Origin of the sequence: Nocardioides sp. T2.26MG-1 (assembly GCF_950101795.1) — a bacterium.
In the GTDB taxonomy this organism is placed as follows: domain Bacteria; phylum Actinomycetota; class Actinomycetes; order Propionibacteriales; family Nocardioidaceae; genus Nocardioides.
The window spans coordinates 382339-399777 of record NZ_CATNLZ010000032.1; the positions used below are offsets into that span (position 1 = coordinate 382339).

The following is a 17439-nucleotide window of genomic DNA, read 5'->3' on the forward strand; positions in this document are numbered from 1 at the left end:
CGCGCTCACATCTCCTCGTGGGTGTCCGGGTCGCCACCGAACAGTCGGCCGTCGGGGCGGCCGAGCGCGGTGATCGCCGCGACCTCGTCGTCGGAGAGCTCGAACCCGAACACGTCGAGGTTCTGCCGCTGCCGCTCGGGCGTCGCCGACTTGGGGATCGGCACGCTGCCGAGCTGCACCTGCCAGCGCAGGATCACCTGGCCGGGCGTCACGCCGTGCCGCTCGGCGGCCTCGGCGACCGCAGGCTCGGCGAACGGTGCCTGGCGCTTGCCGAGCGGGCTCCACGACTCGGTGCGGATGCCCAGCCGCTCGTTGGCCCCGCGCACCTCGACCTGGGGGAAGTAGGGGTGCAGCTCGATCTGGTTGACCGCGGGTGCCACCCCGGTCGCCTCGATGATCCGCTCCAGCTGCGCGGCGGTGAAGTTGGAGACGCCGATCGAGCGGACCAGACCCTGCTCGCGCAGGTCGACCAGCGCCCGCCATGCGTCGACGTACTGGCCCCGGCTGGGGTTGGGCCAGTGGATGAGATGCAGGTCGAGGTGGACCAGCCCGAGCCGCTCGAGGGAGCCGTGGACGCTGGCGACCGCGTCGTCGTAGGCGTGGTCGCGCCCGGGCAGCTTGCTGGTGACGACCAGCTCCTCGCGGGCAACTCCCGACCGGCGGATCGCCTCGCCGACCTCGCGCTCGTTGTCGTAGTTCACGGCCGTGTCGATCAGCCGGTAGCCCACCGCGATCGCGCTCTGCACGGCGGCCACGCCGTCCGCACCCTTCAACGGGTAGGTGCCGAAGCCGATCGCCGGGAGCGCGGTGCCGTCGTTGAGCGTGTGGGTGGGGATGGCCATGGCGCCAACCTACCCACGGCCCAACCCGTCGGCGAGGCACCACTGACCGGCCGTGTAGGTCCCCATCACCACCCCCTCGAGCGCCCTCGCCGCGGCACCTTCCTCGCCCACGAGGAAGTCCCGGACGCCGAGGACGACGTCCGAGACGAGGAACAGCACCGCGCCGCGGAGCACCCGGTCGCGGCCCCGGTCGGGGTCGATGGTGGCGGCGGAGGCGACCATCGTGGCCAGTGCGACGCCGTACACGCCGACGGGTACGCCGAGAGCGCGGTCCTCGCGGGCGGCCGCGAGCGCCATGCCGGACGCGAGCACCCCACCGGTCGCCAGGAAGCGGCGCCGTCCTGGTGTCGCGAGCACCGGTTCGGACGACCGCGACCGGAACACCGCGATGTACGAGACGTGGGCGGCGAAGAAGCTCGCGACGCCGGCCAGGAACGGCCCGCGGCCCTTGCCGAGCAGTGCCAGGTCGCCGCCCCATGAGAAGGCCTGCGCGCCGAGAAGCCCTGGCCCGGACGCCGATCGAGCCGCCAGGGCCGGCATCAGCAACGGCTTCGTGACGAGCCGTGCGCGCTGCCATCGGTGCGGCGCCGCCGTGAGGAGGGTGTCGGCGAGTGCCAGGGCGCCGAACACGGCACCAGAGACCCGTCTGGTGCTGGGGTCGGCCGGCTGGATCATCCTGAGCTCCGCTCGTCGAGGTCAGGCGATTCCTACCAGGTCGGAGCGATCGCCGCTCAGACGTCGTCCGGCGTCGCCTCGTGGCCCGGCGCGCCGTGGGTGCGCCGCTCCTCCTTCATCTCCGCCTCGTAGAGGTGTCGCCTGCCGCCGACGAGCTCGTCGCGGGCCGCCCGCTCGAGCTCCTTGAACGTGGCGTAGTAGCCGTCGTCGTAGGCCTCGACGATCTGGAACGTCCAGTGCCCCGGGATCACGTTGCGCCCGACCAGCTCGCGGTCGATGCGGTCGGCGAGGTCGGCGTGGCCGGCGTCGCGCAGCTGCCGCACGGCGTCGCCGAGCGTGAGGTCGGTGGTGCCGGAGAGCCGGTGGAACGTGTAGAGGTGCCCGCGGGCCACCTCGGCCGCCTCGAGGGCCTCGGAGAGCTTGCCCAGGGCCTCGACGGTCGCGTCGTCGACACCCTCCGGTCGCCGGTGGTCGGGATCAGGTCCAGTCATGGCTTCGGCGTACCCACCAGTCCGTGCCCGCACGCGCGTCGGGCACGCTGGTGCCGTGGCCCTCCCCGACGCGCTGTCCGCGGTCTGGGACGACGTCGTGGGCCGCCAGCCGGCGCCCGAGCAGGGCATGGTGGTGCTCGCGGCCGCGGCCGCGCTGCTGCTCGTGCTGGTCCCCTCGGCCTGGGAGCTCGGCCGGCACCTGATCACGATCGCGCACGAGGGTGCGCATGGCGTGGCCGCCCTGCTGAGCGGACGCCGTCTGTCCGGTATTCGCGTGCACTCGGACACCTCCGGCCTGACGGTCTCGCGGGGGAGACCCACCGGCCCGGGGATGATCGTGACGACGCTGGCCGGATACCTCGGCCCGGCGGCGATCGGCCTGGGCGCGGCGTACCTGCTCCGCGAACGGCACGCGCTCGCCGTGCTGTGGCTGGCGGTCCTGCTGCTGGCGTTGCTGCTGCTCCAGATCCGCAACTTCTACGGCCTGTACGCCGTCGGGGTCGCGGGCGTGGCCGTGTTCGCCGTGAGCTGGTGGGGGAGCGCAGGGGTGCAGACGGCCGTGGCGTACGTCGGCACCTGGTTCCTGCTGCTCGGGTCCCCACGGCCGGTGCTGGAGCTGCAGTCGCACCGTCGCCGAGGCCGAGCGCGGACGTCCGACGCCGACGTGCTCGCCCGGCTGACCGGGCTGCCGGGCCTGCTCTGGGTCGGGTTGTTCCTGGTGGTCACCCTCGGTGCGCTGGCGCTCGGCGCCGGGTGGCTGCTGGGCGCCGCGGCCTAACCTCGTGGCATGCGCCTCGGCATCCACTACGCGAACTTCAGCCACCCCGACTGGCAGAGCGGGCTGACCGACCGACTGGCGGATACCGCGCGGGTCGCCGACCAGGGCGGCGTCGACCTGTTCACGGTCATGGACCACTACTTCCAGATGGAGCAGCTGGGCGGCCCGGCCGAGCCGATGCTCGAGGGCTACACCACGCTCGGCTACCTGGCCGGGATCACGGAGAACCTCCGGCTGAGCCTGCTCGTCACCGGCACGACGTACCGCCACCCCGGGCTCCTCGCCAAGATCGTCACCACACTCGACGTGCTCTCCCGAGGCCGGGCGGTGCTCGGGCTCGGCGCGGCCTGGTACGACCGCGAGCACGCCGGGCTCGGTGTCCCGTTCCCGTCGACCGCGGAGCGGTTCGAGCGCCTCGAGGAGACGCTGCGGATCTGCCGGCAGATGTGGAGCGACGACGACGGCCCGTTCGACGGCCGGCACTACCGGCTGGCGGAGACGGTGTGCGTGCCGCCGCCGGTGCAGCGGCCCCGCCCGCCGATCCTCGTCGGCGGGGGAGGGGAGCGGAAGACCCTGCGCCTGGTCGCGCAGTACGCCGACGCCTGCAACCTGTTCCCCCTGGGCCCCGACGGCGTACGCCACAAGCTCGACGTGCTGCGGAGGCACTGCGACGACGTCGGCCGCGACTACGACGAGATCGAGAAGACCATGCTGGGCGGCGCACCGGGCGGCCCGGACCCGGTCGCCGACACCGACGCGTTCCTCGCCGAGATGGAGCGGTACGCCGAGCTGGGCATCAGCCTGGTGACGATGGTGCCGCCCACCGACGACCCGGCCGCCTGGGCGTCGTCGGTGTGCGAGCGTGTCGTCCCGCGGCTCGCCGAGGTGTAGCCACCCCTCAGATCGCTGTCGCCGCGCCCGATCGTGCCTAGGATCGGGATCGGTCGAGGAGGCGGATGTGCGGGTCGTGGTCGGGCTGGTGGTGGCGGCGCTGTTGCCGTGGACCGGGGCCGGGCCGGCAGCTGCGGTGTCTCCGGACGACGAGCCGGCGCGGACCAACCGGGTCGTCGAGACCCGGGTGATCGGGCACTCGGTCGCCGGCCGCCGGATCGTGGCGTTCCGCAAGGGCGCCGAGACCGCGCCGCGCGCCGTCGTCGTGCTCGGACAGATGCACGGTGACGAGCCCGCAGGTGTCGCGACCGTGCGCTGGCTCAAGGAGCATGTCGCGGTGCGCGAGGACGTCACCGTGTGGGTCGTCCCGACGATGAACCCCGACGGCCTCGCACGCGGCACCCGCACCAACGCCCGTGGGGTCGACCTCAACCGCAACTGGCCGATGAACTGGCGACGCACCTCCCGCGGGCCGACGTTCTCAGGGCGCCGAGCCGCCTCGGAGCCGGAGACCCGCGCGGTGCTCGCGTTCCTGCGCGAGGTGCAGCCCGACTACGTCGCCTCGATCCATCAGCCGTACGGCGAGGTCGGCTTCTATGTCGACAAGCCGCGCCCGTTCCAGCGCCGGCTGGCGCGCTACCTCCACCTCCCGCTGCGCGGCATCGGTATCGGCGGGCCCACCCCGCCGCCGGACCCGGACCCGCCCGCCGGGTTGCAGCCGGGCGGCTCGGACAACGCGCCGACCATGACCGGCTGGTACAACGCCCACTACCCGGGCACCGCGATGACGGTGGAGTTCCGCGAGCACCCGCCACGCCGCTACGTGCGAGCGGCGGCGAAGGCGCTGCTGCGGGCGGCGTTGGCCTACTGAGACCTGGGTGGGGAGTCCGGCACGTCGGCGAGCGTGTCGGGCCGGTGCAGCCAGGTGATGTGGTCGCGCGGCCAGACGACCGCGAAGACCCGGCCGACCACGAGATCGTCGTCGACGTACGCGTCGTCCGGGTTGCAGGCGTCGTCCGAGGGATCGCACAGGTGATAGCTGGAGTCGGCCGAGTGGTAACGGTTGTCGCCCATCACGAACAGGTGCCCGTCGGGGACGGGTCCGGCTGTCCACTCGCACTGCTCCTCGCCGCCCGGACCTTCCGGGCCGCGGCAGTCGGTGGTGGCCGCCTCGTTGACGTAGTCGTCCTCGTCGAGCGGGTGCCCGTTGACGAGGAGCCGACCTTGCTCGTCACAGCAGCTGATGACGTCGCCGGCGACACCGATGACGCGCTTCACGAGGTGGTCGCCGGTGGGGTAGAGGCCGACCCTGGTCATCAGCTTGGCCACCGGGTTGGTGGGGCCGGCCTTGTCCTGTGGAGGCAGCCAGTCGCCGGGGTCCTCGAACACCACGACATCGCCGCGCTGCGGCCCCCCGAACCAGTACGACGGCTTCTCCACGAGGATCCGGTCGTTCTTCACGAGACCGGGGACCATCGAGGGGGACGGGATGTAGAACGCCTGGACGAACAGGGTCTTGATGACCAGGGCCAGGACCACCGCGATCCCCACCATCAGCAGCGACTCCTGCCACCAGGTCAGGCGCCGCTTGCCGGAGGTCACAGGCAGGAGGGTACGCACCGCGATCCAGGCTCCCTGGATCGGGACGGGCGACCTGGGATGATGGCCGGCATGCAACCGATCGTCGTGGCCGCGGTCGCGTTCACGCGCGCCGGCGCGCTCCTCACCGTGCGCAAGCGCGGTACCGGCATGTTCATGCTCCCCGGCGGCAAGCTCGAGCCGGGGGAGTCGCCGGCGGATGCGGCTCGCCGTGAGGTGGCCGAGGAGGTCGGCCTCGAGGTCGGCGAGCTCGAGCTGCTGGGGGAGTTCACGGCCGCGGCCGCCAACGAGCCGGACCGGACGATCTCCTCGACGGTCTACCGGGCGGAGCTGCCCGGGGAGCCGCGGGCGGCGGGGGAGATCGACGAGCTGCGCTGGTCGTCGATCGACGAGCCGGGCGCCGGCTCGTGGTCCGATCTCGCCCCGCTGCTGCGCGACCACGTCCTGCCGGCGCTCAGGTCGGGCGCCGCCCGGCATCCGTCGGAGGTCATGACGGAGCGGCTGGTCCTGAGGGCGCTCACGATGGCCGAGCTGGACGAGGTCGCCGCCCTGCACGCGGACGAGCGCGTCTGGCAGCACCGGCCCGAGGGGCGCCACCCGAGCGTGGAGCACACCCGCGGCAAGGTCGTCGGGATGGAGCAGCAGTGGGCTCGCGACGGCCTCGGCTACTGGACCGCGCGGCTGCGCCAGCCGATCGGAGAGCTGCGGGCCGGTGAGTTCGTCGGGGTCGGCGGATGTGCCGTCGAGACGCCCGACGCCTGGTGGAACCTGTACTACCGGTTCCGGCCCGAGGCGCACGGCCACGGGCTGGCCGCCGAGCTCAGCCAGGCCGCGCTGACCGCTGCGCACGACGTCGACGGCGACCGGCCGGTCGTCGCGATCCTGCTCGAGGACAACCACGCGTCCCGGGTGACGGCGGAGCGCGCCGGTCTGCGCCTGCAGCGGCGAGAGCCCGACGGCGGGCGGCCAGACGCCGTACGGCTGATCTATGCGGACCGGACTCTCGACGCGTGAAGAAGTACATCCTCTTCGCTCACGACGGGGTGCTCGTGGACACTGAGCGCTGGTACCTCAGAGCAGGGGAGCGCGCCCTCGCAGAGGTCGGCCTGGTCCTGGACGAGGACCAGTACCTCCGGGACATGAGCCGGGGACTCGGCACCTGGGCGCGTGCCAGGGCCGCCGGGATCGACGAGCAGACCATCAGCAGGCTGCGTGAGGCCCGGGACCGCTACTACCAGGAGCACCTGCGGAGGGAAGCCATCGAGATCGACGGCGCCGTCGACGTGCTGGCGGAACTGTCGACTGGTCGGTCGCAGTGTCAGGATTCGTGGGTGAGTGACTACATCGGGTGGCTGCGGGCTCAGGTGGGACATGATCCGGTGTTGCTCAACTTCGCCGTGGCCGTCATCCGTGATGACGAGGGTCGCCTGCTCTTGCAGCAGCGGGGCGATCGGAGCGGTGACGCAGTCTGGTCGTTCTGCGGGGGAGCTGTGGAGCTCGGGGAGTCGGTCGAACAGGGGGTGGTGCGAGAGGTGCTGGAGGAGACAGGTCTGAAGGATCCGGATCCATGGTTCGCCGCCGACGAACTGCCGCCCATGATGAACCGACAGCTCGAGGACATTGCGATGGACGTCGTCGCGGGACGCGCCAGGATCATTCGATGAGCCCGCGGATTTCACCTGCTCAGAGCCTTCGGCGCCGTGCGACGTCCGGCATGGGGGCGCCGCATGACTGATCTAGTCACGGGGGAGCAGAGGGTGTACGTCGTCACGGACATCGAGACCGATGGCCCGTGGCCCGGCGCGAACTCCATGCGGTCTCTCGCGTCGGTTGCGGTGTCGCCGGATGGAGTCGAGCACGGGCGGTTCGAGGCGGTTCTCGAGGAGTTGCCCGGGGCGGCGCCGAACGTTGACACGTTCGCCTGGTTCCAGACCGAACCGGAGGCCTGGGCGGCGGCGACGGACGATCCGGAGCCGGTGCCGGAGGTGATGCGCAGGTACGTCGCATGGCTCGACGCCCTGCCGCGTCCGCGAGCCTTCGCGGCTTCACCGTTGTCGTTCGACGGCGGTTGGATCGACTACTACCTCCGCCGGTTCACCAGGTACGCCGTGAGCCCAGGTCCGTATGAGAAGGACCGGCTGTTCGATGGCCCGGCGCTCTGCTTGAGGAGCTACGCCGCAGCCGTGACAGGGCGGCCGCCCGCGGAGCTCTCCGCGCCGAACCTTCCACCGGAGTGGCTCGGCGACGTCGAGCACACCCACCAGGCCATCGATGATGCTGTGGGCTTCGCGAACCTGCTGGTGACCCTGTTCGGGATGACAGCGCGGCGGCCGCCTGGTCGAGGCTGAGGCCCAGATTCGTCCCGCCGTTCCTACAAGTCGACGGCGGTGCTGTCGGCTCCGAGTGGGGCATCAGTCGAAGGCGAATGACTCACCTGATCCACACTGAACCTGACATAATGTCAGTTATCGGCGATGAGTCCCGTCCTGTCCCACGCAAACGTGTGACGGGTCCGGCGGAGTACGCGCGTCACGCTGCCACGGCGACATTCTGGCCGAGCAGATCAAAGCCGGTACCGCGGCGCGTTGACAGGCCGGATCGATGGGCTCGCGTGATCGATGCCCGATGAGCTCGGGCCCGGCGACGGCGGCTCGGCCGGGTGCGGCGGCGGTACGACGACGAGCAGCTCGGTGTGGGACCGAAGTGCCAGTGGCAGCGCCGAGACCGCCACCAGGGCCACGAACCCGCTGATCAGCTTGTCGGCCAGGGACGTGAGCACGTTGGAGAAGCTCACGGCGATCAGGAACGTGTGGACCGAGTCCTGCACGAGGTTCGTGATGACGTCGTGACCGGCGCGCAGGTCGTGGCCGTACACGGTGACGATGATCGGTACGGCGAGCAGTGAGCACGCCAGGGCCGCGAGGATGTTGAGGCCGAAGAAGCGCGGCAGGGACCTCCCCAGGTGCCAGCGACGGACGCCATAGCCCCACACCAGCGCCCCGGCGACGTTCACCAGACCGAACGGGATCGAGACCCAGCCGCTGCCGATGACGCCGATCAGGTTCGTGGCCACCCCGACGCCCGCCCCCCGCCAAGGCCCCAGCGCGATCGCGGCCACGGCGGTGCCGACCATGTCGAGATAGATCGGCAGGTGGAAGTAGTCCACGAATACGCGGCCACCGAGGTTGAGCGCCAGGCACCCCAGGAGCAGCAGGACGACCTGACGCCGATCCGACGCGGTCGACGGCGGCTCCTCGGCCGGGCCGCCGGCCGTCCTGGAGGCGTGCACCACGAGGCTCTCCCGCGCCCACAGGGCGACGGCGGACGGCTCCGCGCCCATGGCCCGGACCAGCTCCTCGGTCAACGCGACGTTGATCCGCGTCCGCCCGAACCGGAACGCGTCGTGCACGCTCGACTTCGCGATCCGTGCCCGGTGGGCGTCCATGCCGTCAGCGATCCGTTGCTCGGCGACACGCTGGGCGAGCTCTGCGTACGACGGGGCGCCGGCCTGGTTGCGCAGCTCGTGGAGCCGCTCGATCAGGTGGTCCCAGCGGCCGTCACGCGGGGCGGCGGGGTCTGCTGATGGCACGTGTCGACCTCCCGGTGCAGATCTGCGCCCGGGGGCGCACGACGGCAGCAGCATACGGCCGCCGTCGCGCGCTCCGGGCGTGTTCCGCGGGAGGGGGGCGCGGCCCTCCCCCGTTCGTAGGCCGCGCCCCCGGACCCCATGGAACCAAGTGCGGGCGGGTTCGCGCGGCGGGATGCGCCCGGCGGACGCGATCTTGGACGGTTCCTGGACGGCTGTCGGCCGTGGAGCCCGGTGCGCTAGTGCCAGTTGCTGACCCAGACGTCTCGCGGCGCGGGGTCGCCGGCACCGGTCTCGAGGAGCTTCTTCAGGCTCATCAGGAAGACCCCCCACTTGCTGGAGCAGTGGTACAAGAACTCCACCGGCTCCCGCCAGCCCGAGTGCTGGAACAGCACGATCGCGTGCTCGTCCTCCTGCTTGAGGTCGAAGCGCACCTCGGTGCCGATCCACTCCTCCGGCCCCTCGACGACCTCCCAGCGGACCAGCTTGTCCGGCACCGCCTCCCGGACGACCATGTCGAACCCGCCTGGCTCGGGCGCGCCCTCGAAGCGGAACCGGATGAGTCCCCCGATGCTCGGGTCGCCGGTGGTGTCCTCGGTCCACCAGCCGGCCAGTCCGTCGATCGTGCTCAGTGCCGCGTATGCGTCCGCCAGGGGCGCCGTGGCGCCGACTCGGTGCAGGATGTCCACCATCTCGGTACTCCTTCTCGTCGATGCGGCCTGCCTCTGGGCAGGCTCGTACGACGCCACCGCGGGCGCGGTGACGTGCGGTGCGGGAGGTCAGCCCTGCCGGCCGCCGTCCCGGGTGTGCTGCATCGTCTCGGCGAGCCGCTTGATCCGGGCCAGTCGTGCGTCCCAGGCGGTGCCGACCGCGGTGAGCTGCGCCACCGCTCGGGCAAGCTGGGCCTCGTCGACCTGGTAGCGCCGCTCGCGGCCGGACGGGGTGCCGTGCACGAGCCCGACCCGGTCCAGCACGCCGAGGTGCTTGGCGACCGCCTGGCGGGTGACCGGCAGCTGCGCGCTCAGCGTCGTGGCGGTCCCGCCGCCGTCGGCCAGGATCAGGTCCAGCATGCGCCGCCGGGTGGGGTCGCCGACCGCCGACCAGAGGTCGTCGTCGACGGTGGTGGTGGTGCTCATCGGCTCGCGCCGACCCGATCGGCATAGGTGACCAGGCGCGGCAGGAAGTGGTCCCAGCCCTGGACGTGCTCGGCGTACATCTCCTCGAGCACCGCGGCCTCCCAGCCGAGCTCGCGGTAGCCGGTCTCGGAGAAGCGCAGCAGCGTGCCGGTGCCCGACGGCACCAGGTCGAAGGTGACCAGCAGGGAGTTGCTCGCGGAGGCTGTCTCGCCCGACTCGTGCACCCAGCGGAAGGAGAACCTTCGGGGCGGGTCGGCCTCGACGACGGCGATCGGCGCGACCTGCGCGTCCGGCTTCGTCGTGTCGCCGAACGAGATGACGCCGGTGCCGCCGGGCGCCGGGTCGAACTCGGCGTCGTCGGGCCACCACTCGCGCAGGTGCTCGGGCCTGCTCACGACCTCGTACACCACCTCGGGGGTCGCCTCGATGCGGAGCTCCCGCTCGATCGTGCCCCGCTCACTCCCCTGGCTCGTCTGCGTCATGCCACTCTCCTTCGTGATGCAACCGTTGGTTGCACGCTACCTCGGAGGAGCGCGATGCGCAACTACTTGTTGCGCACAGGTTGCTTCACGTACGCCGCGAGGTGCTGCCCGGTGAGCGTGTTCTGGGCCGCCACCAGGTCCGCGGGGGTCCCCTCGAACACCACCCGTCCACCGTCGTGGCCCGCCCCCGGGCCGAGGTCGACGATCCAGTCGGCGTGCGCCATCACGGCCTGGTGGTGCTCGATCACGATCACCGACCGGCCCGAGTCCACGAGGCGATCGAGCAGGCCGAGCAGCTGCTCGACGTCCGCGAGGTGCAGGCCGGTCGTCGGCTCGTCGAGCACGTAGACCTCGCCCTTGTCGGCCATCTGCGCCGCGAGCTTGAGCCGTTGCCGCTCCCCTCCCGAGAGGGTGGTGAGCGGCTGGCCCAGACTGACATAACCGAGGCCGACGTCGGCGAGCCGCTCGAGGACCTTGCGGGCCGCCGGCGTCGCCGCGTCCCCCTCGCTGAAGAACTCCAGCGCCTCGGCGACCGGCATCGCGAGCACCTGGCTGATGTCCTTGCCGCCGAAGGTGTACTCCAGCACCACCGCCTGGAACCGCTTGCCCTCGCAGTCCTCGCACGGCGACTCGACGGTCGCCATCACTCCCAGCTCGGTGAAGATCACGCCGGCGCCGTTGCACGTCGGGCAGGCGCCCTCGGAGTTGGCGCTGAACAGCGCCGGCTTGACGCCGTTGGCCTTCGCGAACGCCTTGCGGATCGGGTCGAGCAGGCCCGTGTACGTCGCCGGGTTGCTGCGCCGGGAGCCTTTGATCGCCCCCTGGTCGATCACGACCACGCCGTCACGGCCCGCGACCGAGCCCTGGACCAGCGAGCTCTTGCCGGAGCCGGCGACGCCGGTGAGCACGCACAGCACGCCGAGCGGGATGTCGACGTCGACGTCCTGCAGGTTGTGCGTCGAGGCGCCGCGGACCTCCAGGGCACCTGTCGGCGTGCGGACCTCGGCCTTGAGCGAGGCCCGGTCGTCGAGGTGCCGGCCGGTGACGGTGGGCGTGCGCCGCAGCTCGTCGTACGTGCCCTCGAAGACCACCTCTCCCCCGGCGCCGCCGGCGCCGGGACCGAGGTCGACCACGTGGTCCGCGATCGCGATCGTCTCGGGCTTGTGCTCGACCACGAGCACGGTGTTGCCCTTGTCGCGCAGCTGCAGCAGCAGCTGGTTCATCCGCTGGATGTCGTGGGGGTGCAGCCCGATCGTGGGCTCGTCGAAGACGTAGGTGACGTCGGTGAGCGAGGAGCCCAGGTGACGGATCATCTTGGTGCGCTGGGCCTCTCCCCCGGACAGCGTGCCCGCCGGTCGGTCCAGGGAGAGGTAGCCAAGCCCGATCTCGGCGAACGAGTCGAGCAGATGCTGGAGGCCGGCGAGCAGCGGCGCCACGGTGGGCTCGTCCAGCTCGCGGATCCAGTCGGCTAGGTCGGTGATCTGCATCCGGCACAGGTCCGCGATGTTCCTGCCGGCGATCATGGAGGACCGGGCCTCCTTGCTGAGCCGGGTGCCGTCGCAGTCGGGACACGTCGTGAACGTGATCGCCCGCTCCACGAACGCCCGGATGTGCGGCTGCATCGCCTCGACGTCCTTGGACAGCATCGACTTCTGGATCTGCGGGATCAGGCCGAGGTAGGTCAGGTTGATCCCGTCGACCTTGATCTTGGTCGCCTCCTTGTAGAGGAGGTCCTCGCGCTCCCGCTTGGTGTACTTGCCGAGGGGCTTGTCGGGGTCGAACCAGCCGCAGCCGCGGAAGATCCGGCCGTACCAGCCCTCCATGCTGTAGCCCGGGATCGTGATCGCGCCCTCGTTGAGCGACTTGGTCTCGTCGTACAGCGCGGTCAGGTCGAAGTCGCTCACCGAGCCCATGCCCTCGCAGCGGGGGCACATGCCGCCGAGGTAGACCGCCTTGCGGACCACGTTGCGCTCGACCCGGCCGCCCTTCTCGGTGCTCATCACGCCGCTCGCGGTGCGGGTCGGGACGTTGAACGAGAACGCCGTCGGCCCGCCGATATGCGGCCGCCCGAGGCGGCTGAAGAGGATCCGCAGCATCGCGTAGGCGTCGGTCGCGGTGCCGACGGTGGAGCGCGGGTTGGCGCCCATCCGCTCCTGGTCGACGATGATCGCGGTGGTCAGCCCGTCGAGGACGTCGACGTCGGGCCGGGTCAACGAGGGCATGAAGCCCTGCAGGAACGCGCTGTAGGTCTCGTTGATCAGCCGCTGCGACTCCGCGGCGATCGTGTCGAAGACCAGCGAGCTCTTGCCCGACCCCGACACGCCGGTGAACACCGTCAGCCGGCGCTTGGGGATCTCGACGTGCACGTCCTTGAGGTTGTTGACCCGGGCGCCGTGGACGCGGATCAACTCGTGGCTGTCCGCGGCGTACGACGGGGTGCTGGACGCAGGACTCAAGCGATCTCCCGGATCCGGATGAGGTTGCCCGCGGGGTCGCGGAAGGCACAGTCGCGCAGGCCATACGGCTGGAGGGTCGGCTCCTGGACGACCTCGGCCTCGGTCGCCTGCACCTGGTCGAAGGTGCCGTCGAGGTCCTTGGTCGCCAGCAGGATCCAGCCGTAGGTGCCCTTGGCCATCATCTCGGCGATCATCCGGCGCTCGTCCTCGGTGATGCCGGGGTCGGCCGCGGGCGGTCCGAGCAGGATGCAGGTCTCGGGCTGGCCGACCGGGCCGACGGTGATCCAGCGCATCGTGCCGGTGCCGACGTCGCTGCGCACCTCGAAGCCCAGCGCGTCGCGGTAGAACGCGAGCGACTCCTCCGGGTCGACGTGCGGGAGGGCGGTGGTGTGAATGGTGAGGTCCATGGCGCTCACGCTAGGTGCGGCTGCGGGGTCGGCGCTTCTCGATTCCTGACCGGTCTGGTGACCTGCTTGACCACGCACGACGGCATCCCCTCGACCGCGCCCGCCGTCTCCCGGCGGTAGGTGCTGGGCGGCATGCCGACCAGCTCGGTGAAGCGGGTGCTGAACGTGCCCAGCGAGGAGCACCCGACCGCGAAGCAGACCTCCGTGACGCTGAGGTCCCCCCGGCGCAGGAGTGCCATCGCCCGCTCGATGCGCCGCGTCATCAGGTAGCCGTACGGCGACTCGCCGTACGCGAGCTTGAACTGGCGGCTCAGGTGCCCGGCCGACACGTGGGCGCCCCGGGCGAGCGCCTCGACGTCCAGGGGCTGGGCGTACTCCCGGTCGATCCGGTCCCGCACCCGCCGGAGCCGCGCGAGGTCGCGCAGGTCGGGCGTCTTCCCAGGTGGAGGCGTCACCTGCGAGATCGTGCCACACCAAGCACCAGCCGGTCATCGGCGATCTCTTCAGTCCGGCCCGGGTCGGCCGATGGTCTGAGGTATCCGGGGGCACTCCCGGGGCTCCTTGGACAGGAGACCTCGAGCCACTCGGGATGATGTGGGAGGACAGCGCCATGTGGGACACCGTCGAGACCAGCACCCATCACCTGTCGCACGACCGTCCGTGCCCCCTGTGCGGGCACGCCCTGCACGTGTACCTCGCGTGCGACGGCTGCGACTGCGAGCCGCGCGAGGCGCGGACCGCCTGCGCCTGACCTGCTCTCGCCTGACTGTCCGGGATCAGGCTCCCCCGGCGCGCCGGCGCTCGAGCACGTCGAGGTCGCGCTCGGCGAAGAGCCGGTGCTCCCACTCCTCGTTGAGGATCGCCTGCAGGCACCGGCGTACGGCGTAGGACTCCGGGGGCGGGTAGCCGGGGGCGTCCACCGGCTCGGTGTGGCCGGCGAGCTGCTCGTCGGTGAGGCCGGCCAGCACCTCGCGGACGGTGCGCATCCGGTCGGCTCGGACCGCCAGGATCTCGTCGAGGTTCGGCCGCGCGTCGGGGTCGTTCGGGACGCCGGGCACGTCACCCATCTCGGTGTGCGGCAGGCCGAGCGGGTGGAACGGCGCAGGGTCGCCCAGGACAGCCCGGCCCACCCACGCGTCGGTGGCCATCACGAGGTGGCGCAGGGTCTCGATGAACGACCACTCGCCGTCGACCCGCTCGTGCAGCAGTTCGGGCGGCAGCCGCCGCGCCCGCTCGAGGGTCACCGGCCAGAGCTGCTCGAGTGCAGCCCACCCGGCCCGGAAGCCGTCCGCGTCGGCGGGGCGCATCTTGCGCCGCTGCGGGTAGCGGCGGTCGAGCTCGGCCTCGACCAGCGGCGCGACGTCGACGCCGTTGACGGTGAGACCCTCGATGACGCCGTCGATCTCGGCGCCGACCATGAGCGCACCACGGATGACCGCGCCGCTGAGGTCGACGTTGTGGAAGCGCGACCCCTGGAGATCGACGTTCTCGAAGCGGGACCCCCGGAGGTCCTCCTGGATGTGCTCGACCATGCGATCACCGTAGATGCCGGCGCGGACAGCGCGATCCCCCTGACCCGAACGGGCCATGTCGGCCTGACGTGCTCGGGGGGTTTGCTCCCATCACGTCACATCAGCCCCACTGGTTCTCTACCGTCGGAGCCATTGGTTCCAGGCCCCAGGCCCGGTCGGCACCTGCGTCCACAGGTCGTCCGGGGTGGGGTTGGCGGGCCACGCCGTGGGGCAGACCGAGGGGTACGAGAGGAGGCAGAGCCATGTGGGACACCGTCCAGACCAACACGGTGCACCTGTCGCACGACATGCCGTGCCCACAGTGCGGGCACGCCCTCCACACCTACCTTGCGTGCGGAGACACCTGCGACTGTGAGCCGGTCCGGCTGCGCCGGAGCGTCGAGCCGGTCCTCGTCTGACCCGTTCCGGATCAGCCGACCGGGCCCACGGTCGCGACCCGCTCGAGCACCGGGAGGTCGGGGCGGCCCTCGACCTTGCCGGCCACCCACCAGATCCGCAGCCCGGGCGTGCCGAGCTCGAGGATCGCGAGGTTGTTGTCGAACCAGGGGCCCTGCGTGACGCCCCAGCGCAGCGGCTCGAGCGGGACCCGGCCCGCGAGCGAGAGCAGGCGGCCCAGCAGGCCGGCCGGCCGCTTCGACGCCCCCTGCATGAAGCCCCGCATCCCCCGCGGGAGCGGATTGCGGATCGGCGAGCAGACCGCCTGCACGATCCGGCTCGCCACCAGGCCGCCGCGCGGCCACGCCTCCGCGACGTAGCTGTGGTGGACGTCCCCGGAGAGGAACGTGATCGTCCGCGGTGCGCGGCCGCGCCGGCCCGAGGCGACCTCGACCACGATCTCGGCCACGTCGCGGAAGCCCTGCTCGAACGCCGCCCAGTGCTCGAGGTCCGCCGCGGTTCGGACCCTCTCCCCCAGGACCTTGCCCGGCCGTCCCCAGGCGCCCTCGGCGATCGACTCGCTGAACGACTCGATGTGGTGCAGCCCTGGCGCCAGCAGGAACGGCAGCGACGTGCCCACCAGCAGGTGGTCGACGTCGCCCTGCAGCTGGGCGTCGAGCCACATCAGCTCGCCCTCGTCGAGCATCGAGCGCCGGTCGGGCTCCAGCACCCGGGCGGCGCGCGAGTCCACCACGACCAGCCGGGCCTGGGTGTCGAAGTCGCGCGAGTAGCTCCAGCGGTAGGTCTCCGGGTGCTGGTCGGCGCGGTCCGCGAGCGCGTCGAGCGCGTCGCTCACGTCCAGCTCCTGGCCGCCGTCAGCATCGCGGTCGTACGACGTGATCCGCCGCCACAGCTCGTCGGCGGCGCGCTCCTCGGGGCCGAGGTTGCCGAGGTGCTGGTAGATCCAGTACGACGCCAGCCCGCCCACGACGCGGTCGTGCCACCACGACGTCGACTCCATCTCCTGGCGCCAGGACCAGCTGGTGTTCCAGTCGTCGCGGATGTCGTGGTCGTCGAAGATCATCGCGCTGGGCAGCGTCGACAGCAGCCACCGGTTGGCCGGGTCGCGCCACGCGAGGGCGTAGAGGTGGGCGTACTCCTCGAAGTCCTTCAGCTCGTACCACGGAGCCTGCTCGGGGTCGCGGCGCCGTTCGATGAACTCGCGCATCTCGTCGCTGGTCTCGTCCGCGTAGACCTGGTCGCCGAGGAACAGCACGAGGTCGGGCCAGCGCTCGCTGTCCTCCGGCGAGTCGTCGGCGGTGATGCCGGCCATGAACAGCGCGTACGCCCGCAGCGCGTCGACGCCGAACTGCGCGTTGCCCCGCTCGTCGTGGTCGACGCTGACCCGGCACGACCCGAAGGCCATCCGCAGCGGCTTGCCCGGCTGCAGCGTGGGGATCACCGAGGGTGGGAAGTCCGCGAACGCGGGGTCGCCCGGCGGCCAGACCCGGGTGCCGCCCACCTCGACCGTGTACGGCGTCTTCGTCCCCGGCTCCAGCCCGGTGAGCTCGACGAGGGCGTAGTGGTGGCCGTGCGCGCCGAACGTCCGGGCCTCGGCGTGGCGGCCGCCGGCGGTCACGGTCACGACGGCCGGGTCGGCCGTCTCGACCCACACCGTCGCGGACGTGGCGTCGACGTACCTGAGCAAAGGGCCGAGCACCAGATCCGACATGGGACCGAACCTAATACGCTGTCGCCCATGGCGACCCCTGTGCAGCGCACCTCCCACGTCCCGGCGCCCTCCGCGGCGCACCCGATCGCCGGGCAGCAGCCGGTCGAAGCCGTCCCCGTCGTCGCACCCTTCGGCTGGGTGCTGGCGATCGCCGGCGCGGTCGGGCTGCTGCTCGCGACCTGGCTGATCTACCCCCTCGACTACGACGGCATGTGGGCCGGCTACCGCGGCGGGATCATCGGCACCGTGGCGATCGTGGCCGCGATGTCGCTGCGTACCTCGCTCCCGGACCGGCCCGCGATCGCCGTGATCGCGCTCTGTGGCGCGCTGCTGGTGCTGTTCGGGGTCTTCCTCGACAACCCGCAGAAGGTGCTGGTCAGCGAGCTCTCCGCCGGCGCGGTGCTGCTGCTCGCGGCCGGGCTGCTCGCCGCGGGCTCCCCCCGTCGCTGACGGGAGG

Annotated in this window: 22 protein-coding genes; 9 read left to right on the plus strand and 13 right to left on the minus strand. The window is 71.6% G+C overall.

Going from position 1 to position 17439, the window contains the following annotated elements; all coding sequences use genetic code 11:
* Positions 1-5: 5 nt before the first annotated feature.
* From QQZ14_RS16860 to QQZ14_RS16870, 3 genes are read right to left on the minus strand one after another with little or no spacing between them, the layout of a single operon-like run.
* On the minus strand, positions 6-842 hold the full coding sequence (locus QQZ14_RS16860; protein ID WP_284535539.1) for an aldo/keto reductase: 837 nt from the start codon (positions 840-842) through the stop codon (positions 6-8).
* 9 nt (positions 843-851) lie between these two features.
* Positions 852-1517, minus strand: a complete 666-nt coding sequence (locus QQZ14_RS16865; protein WP_284535540.1) for a lysoplasmalogenase — start codon at positions 1515-1517, stop codon at positions 852-854.
* Positions 1518-1573: 56 nt separating this feature from the next.
* Positions 1574-2008 carry a hypothetical protein gene (locus QQZ14_RS16870; RefSeq protein WP_284535541.1) on the minus strand — a complete coding sequence of 145 codons (435 nt, stop codon included), beginning with the start codon at positions 2006-2008 and terminating at the stop codon, positions 1574-1576.
* A gap of 55 nt (positions 2009-2063) precedes the next feature.
* Between QQZ14_RS16870 and QQZ14_RS16875 the strand changes: the two genes are divergently transcribed.
* The 3 genes from QQZ14_RS16875 (at position 2064) to QQZ14_RS16885 (ending at position 4548) form a co-directional block, all read left to right on the plus strand.
* Entirely contained in the window at positions 2064-2786 is a 723-nt protein-coding gene (locus tag QQZ14_RS16875; protein WP_284535542.1) for a M50 family metallopeptidase, read from the plus strand.
* Positions 2787-2795: 9 nt separating this feature from the next.
* Positions 2796-3677, plus strand: coding sequence for an LLM class F420-dependent oxidoreductase (locus tag QQZ14_RS16880; RefSeq protein ID WP_284535543.1), 882 nt, complete (start codon positions 2796-2798; stop codon positions 3675-3677).
* A gap of 67 nt (positions 3678-3744) precedes the next feature.
* Complete coding sequence (locus QQZ14_RS16885) at positions 3745-4548, plus strand: DUF2817 domain-containing protein (protein ID WP_284535544.1); 804 nt, start codon at positions 3745-3747, stop codon at positions 4546-4548.
* On the opposite strand, the gene lepB is transcribed toward QQZ14_RS16885, so the two are convergent.
* Positions 4542-5279 (minus strand): signal peptidase I, encoded by a 738-nt coding sequence (gene lepB / locus QQZ14_RS16890; protein ID WP_284535545.1) that lies wholly within the window; start codon positions 5277-5279, stop codon positions 4542-4544. The genes QQZ14_RS16885 and lepB overlap by 7 nt on opposite strands.
* Before the next feature lie 69 nt (positions 5280-5348).
* Between lepB and QQZ14_RS16895 the strand changes: the two genes are divergently transcribed.
* The 3 genes from QQZ14_RS16895 (at position 5349) to QQZ14_RS16905 (ending at position 7624) form a co-directional block, all read left to right on the plus strand.
* Positions 5349-6290: a GNAT family N-acetyltransferase gene (locus QQZ14_RS16895; RefSeq protein WP_284535546.1), complete on the plus strand. Its 942-nt coding sequence runs from the start codon at positions 5349-5351 to the stop codon at positions 6288-6290.
* On the plus strand, positions 6287-6940 hold the full coding sequence (locus QQZ14_RS16900) for an NUDIX domain-containing protein (RefSeq protein ID WP_284535547.1): 654 nt from the start codon (positions 6287-6289) through the stop codon (positions 6938-6940). Before QQZ14_RS16895 ends, QQZ14_RS16900 begins: the two co-directional genes overlap by 4 nt.
* A 63-nt stretch (positions 6941-7003) precedes the next feature.
* Complete coding sequence (locus QQZ14_RS16905; RefSeq protein WP_284535548.1) at positions 7004-7624, plus strand: hypothetical protein; 621 nt, start codon at positions 7004-7006, stop codon at positions 7622-7624.
* A 215-nt stretch (positions 7625-7839) separates the two neighbouring features.
* On the opposite strand, the gene QQZ14_RS16910 is transcribed toward QQZ14_RS16905, so the two are convergent.
* From QQZ14_RS16910 to QQZ14_RS16940, 7 genes are all read right to left on the minus strand, one after another.
* A complete protein-coding gene (locus QQZ14_RS16910) occupies positions 7840-8865 on the minus strand; it encodes a hypothetical protein (RefSeq protein ID WP_284535549.1) in 1026 nt (341 codons plus the stop codon).
* A 236-nt stretch (positions 8866-9101) separates the two neighbouring features.
* Positions 9102-9554 carry an SRPBCC family protein gene (locus QQZ14_RS16915; RefSeq protein WP_284535550.1) on the minus strand — a complete coding sequence of 151 codons (453 nt, stop codon included), beginning with the start codon at positions 9552-9554 and terminating at the stop codon, positions 9102-9104.
* An 87-nt stretch (positions 9555-9641) separates the two neighbouring features.
* Complete coding sequence (locus tag QQZ14_RS16920; protein ID WP_284535551.1) at positions 9642-9998, minus strand: ArsR/SmtB family transcription factor; 357 nt, start codon at positions 9996-9998, stop codon at positions 9642-9644.
* Positions 9995-10480: an SRPBCC family protein gene (locus QQZ14_RS16925; RefSeq protein ID WP_284535552.1), complete on the minus strand. Its 486-nt coding sequence runs from the start codon at positions 10478-10480 to the stop codon at positions 9995-9997. The genes QQZ14_RS16920 and QQZ14_RS16925 overlap by 4 nt, the downstream gene beginning before the upstream one ends.
* A gap of 62 nt (positions 10481-10542) precedes the next feature.
* Positions 10543-12936, minus strand: coding sequence for an excinuclease ABC subunit UvrA (locus tag QQZ14_RS16930; protein ID WP_284535553.1), 2394 nt, complete (start codon positions 12934-12936; stop codon positions 10543-10545).
* Entirely contained in the window at positions 12933-13343 is a 411-nt protein-coding gene (locus tag QQZ14_RS16935) for a VOC family protein (RefSeq protein ID WP_284535554.1), read from the minus strand. Before QQZ14_RS16935 ends, QQZ14_RS16930 begins: the two co-directional genes overlap by 4 nt.
* Before the next feature lie 5 nt (positions 13344-13348).
* Positions 13349-13798 carry a helix-turn-helix transcriptional regulator gene (locus tag QQZ14_RS16940; RefSeq protein ID WP_284535555.1) on the minus strand — a complete coding sequence of 150 codons (450 nt, stop codon included), beginning with the start codon at positions 13796-13798 and terminating at the stop codon, positions 13349-13351.
* A gap of 155 nt (positions 13799-13953) precedes the next feature.
* Here QQZ14_RS16940 and QQZ14_RS16945 point away from each other — a divergent pair, with 155 nt between their 5' ends.
* Positions 13954-14094: a hypothetical protein gene (locus QQZ14_RS16945; protein WP_284535556.1), complete on the plus strand. Its 141-nt coding sequence runs from the start codon at positions 13954-13956 to the stop codon at positions 14092-14094.
* 25 nt (positions 14095-14119) lie between these two features.
* Here QQZ14_RS16945 and QQZ14_RS16950 read toward each other — a convergent pair whose 3' ends face one another.
* A complete protein-coding gene (locus QQZ14_RS16950; RefSeq protein ID WP_284535557.1) occupies positions 14120-14875 on the minus strand; it encodes a DinB family protein in 756 nt (251 codons plus the stop codon).
* 242 nt (positions 14876-15117) lie between these two features.
* Between QQZ14_RS16950 and QQZ14_RS16955 the strand changes: the two genes are divergently transcribed.
* A complete protein-coding gene (locus QQZ14_RS16955; RefSeq protein WP_284535558.1) occupies positions 15118-15273 on the plus strand; it encodes a hypothetical protein in 156 nt (51 codons plus the stop codon).
* Positions 15274-15284: 11 nt separating this feature from the next.
* Here QQZ14_RS16955 and QQZ14_RS16960 read toward each other — a convergent pair whose 3' ends face one another.
* Entirely contained in the window at positions 15285-16982 is a 1698-nt protein-coding gene (locus QQZ14_RS16960) for an alkaline phosphatase D family protein (protein ID WP_284535559.1), read from the minus strand.
* 27 nt (positions 16983-17009) lie between these two features.
* On the opposite strand from QQZ14_RS16960, the gene QQZ14_RS16965 reads away from it, so the two are divergent.
* A complete protein-coding gene (locus QQZ14_RS16965) occupies positions 17010-17432 on the plus strand; it encodes a hypothetical protein (RefSeq protein ID WP_284535560.1) in 423 nt (140 codons plus the stop codon).
* The last annotated feature ends 7 nt before the right edge of the window (positions 17433-17439 follow it).